Origin of the sequence: Nonomuraea terrae, from assembly GCF_004348995.1 — a bacterium.
Taxonomy (GTDB): Bacteria; Actinomycetota; Actinomycetes; order Streptosporangiales; family Streptosporangiaceae; genus Nonomuraea; species Nonomuraea terrae.
In genome coordinates this window covers 23,481-29,933 of record NZ_SMKQ01000097.1, presented here as the reverse complement: position 1 = coordinate 29,933, position 6,453 = coordinate 23,481, and the positions used below count along the sequence as shown (strand labels likewise).

The window sequence follows — 6,453 nt, the reverse complement described above, 5'->3', positions numbered from 1 at the left end:
TTAGGGTCTCGTGGACCTCGGGCGGCAGGGTGTGGCCCATGCCGTCGATCATCAGGAGCCGCGCCCCGGGGATCTGCTCGGCGATGAGCGCGCTGTGGCCCGGCTTGGCGGGCTCGTGGGTGCCCTCGATCACCAGGGTGGGCGCCTTGACCTGGTGCAGCACGCCCACCGGCTCGAAATCAGGCCGGGCCGCCGCGGCCCGGCGGTGGTTGGCCGCGGCGTCGAGGTCGCGGGCCCGGTCATGGATGCGTTCCTGCAGGCGGCGGGCGGCGTCCTCGTCGAACGGCAGCCCGGTGCCGTGCAGCACCCGCTGCTCGGCGATCATGAGGTCGATGCGCTCGCGCCGGCCGGCGGGGGGCGGCGAGGTGATGAGCCGCCGGAAGAAGTCCACGAACTCGGGGGTGGGCTCCGGCAGGCTGTCCTCCGGCTGTGGCTCTCCCATCAACGCCCGCATGATCACCGCGCCCTCACCGCCGCCGAGCGGTGAGGAGCCGATGACGGTGAGCGTGCGCACCCGCTCGGGCCGCTCCACCGCGAGCAGCTGCCCGAGCAGCCCGCCTGCCGAGTGGCACACCAGGTGTGCGCTCTCCAGGCCGTGCGCGTCCATCACGCGCAGCACGTCGTCCTTGATGTCGTCCCAGGTGTACGGGTCCCGGTCGAAGTCGACGGTGTCCGACTTGCCGGTGTCGCGGTGGTCGTACCGGATCACCCGCCGGCCGCCCGCCGCGAGCCTGCCGGCGAACTCGTCCGGCCACAGGACCCCCTGCGACATCGACCCCATGACCAGCAGGATCGGCGTGTCCGTGACGGCGCCGAACTCTTCGCTCCACACGTTGATTTGCATGACTCACAGCTTGCCGACGCCGGCCGCCGGTGCCTTCCGTAGAACTACCAGCCGCGCCAGTTCCGTACGGGTACCGATGCCGAGCTTCGGATAGATCTTGTACAGGTGGTACTCGACCGTGCGCGGGCTGAGGAAGAGCCGGGCGGCGATCTCCTTGCTGGACAGGCCGTCGGCGACCAGGCCGGCGATGCGCAGCTCCTGCGGGGTCAGCGCGTCCAGCGCGGACCCGGCCGGGGCCTCGGCGCTCTCGCCGGCCGCGCGCAGCTCGGCGTGCGCGCGCCGCGCCCACGGCTCCGCCCCCGCCTGCCGGAACGTCTCCAGCGCCGCCCGCAGATGCGGGCGCGCCTCGGCGGGCCGGTGCGCGCGGCGCAGCCGCTCGCCCAGCAGCAGCCCGGTCCTGGCCGCCTCGTACGGGTTGGCGTGCAGCCGCAGCGCCTCCGCGAACCCCTCCTGCGAACCTTCCTCCGACGCGGACACGAGGGCGCGGCAGCGGGCGAGCAGGGCGCGCGACTCCGCCGTCGCCGCGTGCGCCGACCACCGTTCGTACGCCTCCAGCGCCGCCCGCGCGCCGTCCGTGTCGCCCGCGCCGACGGCGGCCTCGATCCGGTCGGGGGTCGTGCGCCACACCGTCGTCGGATGCCCGGCTCCCGGGCCCGTGGCCACGAGCGCGGTGAACCGGTCGTGCGCCGCGGCGTACCGCCCCAGCCCCAGGTCGAGCATCCCCAGCGCGTACGCCGCCACGCTCACGCGCAGCCCCACCCGGTGGGGGAGGGCGATGGCCAGCGCCTCCTGGGCGTGCCGCCGACACGTCTCCTCCTCACCCCGCAGCGCCGCGCACACGGCGAGGTTGGCCAGGTGGGCGGCCACCGTGTTGGCGTACCCGGCCTCGCGGGCCAGCTCCAGCCCCTCCTCCGAGATCGCCTGGCTTTCCGCCGGCCGCCCCGCGATGCGCTCGGCCGTGGCGACGAACTCCAGCACCACCGGCAGCTGCCCGGTCATGCCCGACACCCTGGCCACCCGCCCGGCCCGCGCGGCCAGCTCGGCCGACAGGTCGGCCTCGCCCAGGTAGCTGGCCGCGGCCGTCGCCCACAGGAACTCGGCCGCCTCCCGCAGCTCCCCGGTGCGCGCGAGCGCCCGCCTCAGCAAGCCGTGCCCGTCACCGTGCCCGCCGAGCATCGCGCCGATCCCGGCGACCACGTCACGCAGGAACCCCTCCGGGTACGCCTCCGCGCGCCGCCCAAGCTCGATCATGGCCGCCGTGTCGCCCACGTACGAGGCCGCCTCCGAGGCGTCGGCCAGCATGCCGAGGCTGCCGCCCGCCGACAGGATGCGCACGGCCTCGGCGGCGCTGCCGGAGTTCAGCTCCAACCGGCCGCGCAACTGGGCGATCTCCGTGCCGAGGGCGGCGTCGTCCGCGGCGTGCTCGCGGGCCTCGGCCAGCAGCGACTCGGCCTGCCCGGGCAACCCGCCGAGCCAGGCGGCGACGGCGGCGTCCGTCAGCCGCGCGGCGCGGGTGAGCGGTTCGGGGGTGAGCTCGGCGGCCCTGGTCAGGGCGGTGGCGGCGTCGCCGTACCCGCCGCGGTCGCGGGCCCGGGCGGCGGCACGCACGAGCGCGCCGGCGACGGCCTCGTCGGGGCCGAGCGCCGCCGCCGCCAGATGCCGCGCGCGACGGTCGCCCTCGGCCACCGCGGCCAGCGCCGCGTGGGCGTCGCGGCGGACGGCGGGCGTGGCCGACTCGTACACCGCCGACCGGACGAGAGGGTGGCGGAAGCGCACGGACGTGCCCGTGACGCGGGCCAGCCCGGCGGCCTCCAGCTCGTCCAGCGCCTCCTGGCCCGCGCCCAGGCGGCCGCCGGCGCGCAGCACCAGGCCGAGATCGCCGTCCAGCGCCGCGAGCAGCGCCACCTGCCGGGCCGGTCCCGGCAGCGCGGCCACCTGCTCGCCGAAGAGCCGGCTGCCGCCCGGCAGCGGGTCAGGCAGCGGCTCGCGCCCGTCGAGCTGGGCGGGGCTCAGCCGCCGTACGGTCTCGCGCAGGGCCAGGGGGTTGCCCGCGGTCAGCGCCACCAGCCGCTGCTTCACCCCGGCCGCGATCGTCGCGCCGGCGTCCAGCAGCTCGGCCGCCGCCGCCTCCGGCAGGCCGCCGACCTCCAGCGACGGCACGCCCTTGACGGGCTGGCCCCCGCGTACGGTCAGCAGCATCGCGATCCGCTCCGTGCCCAGCCGCCGGGCGGCGAACAGCAGCGCGTCGGCCGAGGCGCGGTCCACCCACTGGAAGTCGTCCACCACGCAGACCAGCCCGCCGGGCGCGGCGGCCTCGGCCAGCAGCGACAGCACCCCGGCCGCCAGCAGGAACCGATCTCCGGAGCCGGCCAGCCCCAGCGCGCCGCGCACCGCCTCGCGCTGCGGCTCCGGCAGCGCGTCCAGCAGCCCGGCCACCGGCCGCAGCACCTGGTGGAGGGCGGCGAAGGCCAGATCCGACTCGGCCTCGACCCCGGTGGCGCCGAGCACTTTCATCGGCCCGCCCCGGGACGCCGCCAGATCCAGCAGCGCCGTCTTCCCCACGCCCGCCTCGCCCCGCAACACCAGCGCGCCGCCCGCGCCGTCCCGCGCCCGGGAGATCAGCTCGTCGATGGCGGCGATCTCCGTCTCTCTGCCGTACAGCACAGAAGGAAACTCTAGGGGGACGAGTCGGACAAAAGTCCACCGACGTGACGGTAAACCGCTTTTCTCGCGGAGGGTAAGCCGCATCCACCAGAGTCAAATCGCCGCGCGGAGTAGCCGAGAAAGTGCACAGCGTAGCCATTCGGGGGTATCGGTGCTGGCGCCGGTCTCCGAAGCCAGGGAGTGCGATGTCGATCAACCCGTACGCAGGATCGCCCTTCAGCTACGTCGCCGAGCCCGCCGTGGCGCCGTACTCGATCGTCGAGCTGATGCCCGGCGTGCGCAACCTGTGCGAGTACGTCCGGCTGGCCCCCGGCGAGCGGGTGCTGCTGATGGTGGAGCACACCGTCGACCCGGTCGTCGTGCAGGCCATCGCGGCGGCGGCGGCCCTGCGCGACGCCGACGTGCGCATCCTGTCCGTGCCGCCGTTCAGCCCGGGCGGGTGGGACCGCGAGGCGTCGTACGCGATCGAGACGGCCGCCTTCCACGAGGCCGACGTCGTGATCAGCGGCACCTGGTGGGGCGAGGTGCACACCGCGCCGCTGTTCTTCGACCAGATCAAGTCGCGCTCGTCCCGCTTCCTGTCGCTGCACATGACCGCCACCGCCGGCGCGCTGCTGACCGGCGGCCGGCTGCCCGCCGAGGTCTTCTACGCGCTGCTGGAGCGGACCCTGCGGCAGCTGTCGGCGGCGCGGGAGATCCGGGTGACGTCCGCGCGGGGCACCGACGTGACGTTCTCGGGTTTCACCTTCGACCCCGACCCCGGCGCCATGCGCCCCGGCGACTGGCGGCCCTTTCCGTACGGGGGCGCCAACTTCTGGCCGTCCGACACCGAGGGCGTGCTCGTCGTGGAGGACTCCACGGTGACCGGCGTGCCGGAGGAGCCCCTGCGCATCACGCTCGAAGGCAACCTGGTCCGCAAGATCGAGGGCGGGGCCGCCGCCGCCCAGCTGCGCAGGTACGCGCCGAGCGGCTTCTACATGCGGCACGGCCTGATCGGGCTGAACCCGAAGGTCCGCCTCGCGGGCGGCACCCAGTTCGAGCGCGAGAAGCACGCCGGAGCGTTCTACTGCGGCCTCGACGGCCTGACCGATGGTGAGCCGGTCACGACGGGGCCCGGCTTCGCGCACTGCGACTGCCAGGTGGACCGGCCCACCGTGATCGCCGACGGCGAGGTGTTCATCGAGCACGGCCGCCTGCTCCTCCTGGACGAGCCGGAGATCCGCGAGGTCGCGGCCGGTTTCGGCCCGCCCGAGGTGATCCTCGACGACAACCCGGTCATGATCCTGCCCCGCCGCTACACCGGCGCCCGCTGAGCTAGCGGGCGGAGAGCGGCAGCCGGACGGCCGGCGGAAGCGGCTCAGGGACGGGGTCCGCCCGGAACGACTGGATCATCAGGGCGGCGAGGCGACGCGAGGCCGCCACTCTCATCTCGGGGGACTCGGCGCGGATGCCGTCGTTGGCCATCATCGCCAGGATCATGTCCTCCAGCACGAAATCCGCCCTCAGGCCGCCCGCCTCCTTCGCCCGCCGGACGAGCACGACCAGCAGCCGCAGCGCCCGGTCGCGATCGGCGGTGAAGTAGTCGACCGCCGGGGGAAGCCGCGAGGTGAAGGCACGGGAGAAGCCCTGGTCGAGGGCGTTCGCCTCCATGAGTTTCTCGATCACCTGGCAGAACCCGCGCCACGGGTCGGCCGCCGCCAGGCCCTCCTCGATGCTCGCCGAGCAGGTGGCCATCGACTCGGCGAAGGCCGCGCTGAACAGCGCTTCCTTGGTGGGGAAGTGCCGGTAGACGGTCGCGGGGCCCACCTGCGCGCGCCGGGCGATCTCCCTGATCGGCACATCGAGACCCTCGGCGGCGAAGGCCGCGCGGGCGACCGCGAGGATGCGCGCGCGGTTGTCGCGGGCGTCGGAGCGCAGCTGTTGACTCACTTCGGCCGTCACCGCTCTCACTTTAGTCAAACGGACGGGGTGTTCCGCTACGGTGCGGCGCATGAGAGCTGTTCAGTTTTCCGAGTACGGACCGCCCGGCGTCGTGCATGTCGCCGAGGTCGAGGAGCCGCACGCCGGAGCGGGGAGGATCCGCGTCGCCGTACGGGCGTCCGGGATCTCGGCGGGGGAGACATACTTCCGCTCCGGGATGCTGCGTGACGTGGTGCCGACGACGTTCCCGTACCGGACCGGGGTCGAAGCGGCGGGCGTGGTGGACGAGGTCGGCGAGGGTGTGACGGGCGTCGGCGTCGGTGACGAGGTGTTCGGCCTGACGGACCTGAGCGCGCGCGGCGCCAACGCCGACCATGCGGTCCTGGCCGCCTGGGCGCCCAAACCGGCCGCGTGGAGCTGGGAGGAGGCCGGCGGCGCCGCGGGCGGCGTCGAGACGGCCACCCGGGTCCTCGACCGGCTCGCGGTCGGCGCCGGGCACACCGTGCTGGTGCAGGGCGCGGCAGGTGGGGTGGGCACGGTCGCCGTCCAGATGGCGGTCGCCCGCGGCGCCACCGTCATCGGCACGGCCGGCGAGCACAACCACGACTTCCTGCGTTCCCTCGGCGCGGAGCCGACGACGTACGGGCCGGGGCTGGCAGAACGGGTCCGCGCGCTCGCTCCTGAGGGGGTGGACGCGGTGTTCGACTGCGCCGGAGGGGCGCTGCCCGACCTGATCGCCATCGCCGGGGACCCGTCGCGCGTGGTGACGATCGCCGACTTCGCCGCCGCGGCCCACGGCGTGCACATGTCGCAGACGGCGCTGGCCGACGAGTCGGGCGCGGCCATCGGGGCCACCGCCGACCCGCCGGCGCTGCACGGCCTCGGCATCGCGGTCGCGCTCGCCGAGCAGGGCCGGCTGCGGGTTCCGGTCGCGGCGGCGTTCCCGCTGACCGAGGCCGCGGCCGCACACGAGCTGAGCGAGACCAGGCACGCTCGGGGAAAGATCGTGCTGGTGAACTGATCGG

5 protein-coding genes are annotated in these 6,453 nt (G+C 74.7%); 2 read left to right on the top strand and 3 right to left on the bottom strand.

Annotated elements, in window-relative coordinates:
• Both E1286_RS26790 and E1286_RS26785 read right to left on the bottom strand, forming a co-directional pair.
• Positions 1-844: alpha/beta fold hydrolase (locus E1286_RS26790; RefSeq protein ID WP_132616657.1), on the bottom strand; the 844-nt coding region annotated here is incomplete at its 3' end.
• A gap of 3 nt (positions 845-847) precedes the next feature.
• Positions 848-3,508: a helix-turn-helix transcriptional regulator gene (locus E1286_RS26785; protein ID WP_132616655.1), complete on the bottom strand. Its 2,661-nt coding sequence runs from the start codon at positions 3,506-3,508 to the stop codon at positions 848-850.
• A gap of 185 nt (positions 3,509-3,693) precedes the next feature.
• Between E1286_RS26785 and E1286_RS26780 the strand changes: the two genes are divergently transcribed.
• A complete protein-coding gene (locus tag E1286_RS26780) occupies positions 3,694-4,821 on the top strand; it encodes a 2,5-dihydroxypyridine 5,6-dioxygenase NicX family protein (protein WP_132616653.1) in 1,128 nt (375 codons plus the stop codon).
• 1 nt (position 4,822) lies between these two features.
• Here the strand turns inward: E1286_RS26780 and E1286_RS26775 are convergent, their stop codons facing one another.
• Entirely contained in the window at positions 4,823-5,449 is a 627-nt protein-coding gene (locus E1286_RS26775; protein ID WP_246075189.1) for a TetR/AcrR family transcriptional regulator, read from the bottom strand.
• Positions 5,450-5,498: 49 nt separating this feature from the next.
• Between E1286_RS26775 and E1286_RS26770 the strand changes: the two genes are divergently transcribed.
• Positions 5,499-6,449 carry an NADP-dependent oxidoreductase gene (locus E1286_RS26770; protein ID WP_132616648.1) on the top strand — a complete coding sequence of 317 codons (951 nt, stop codon included), beginning with the start codon at positions 5,499-5,501 and terminating at the stop codon, positions 6,447-6,449.
• The last annotated feature ends 4 nt before the right edge of the window (positions 6,450-6,453 follow it).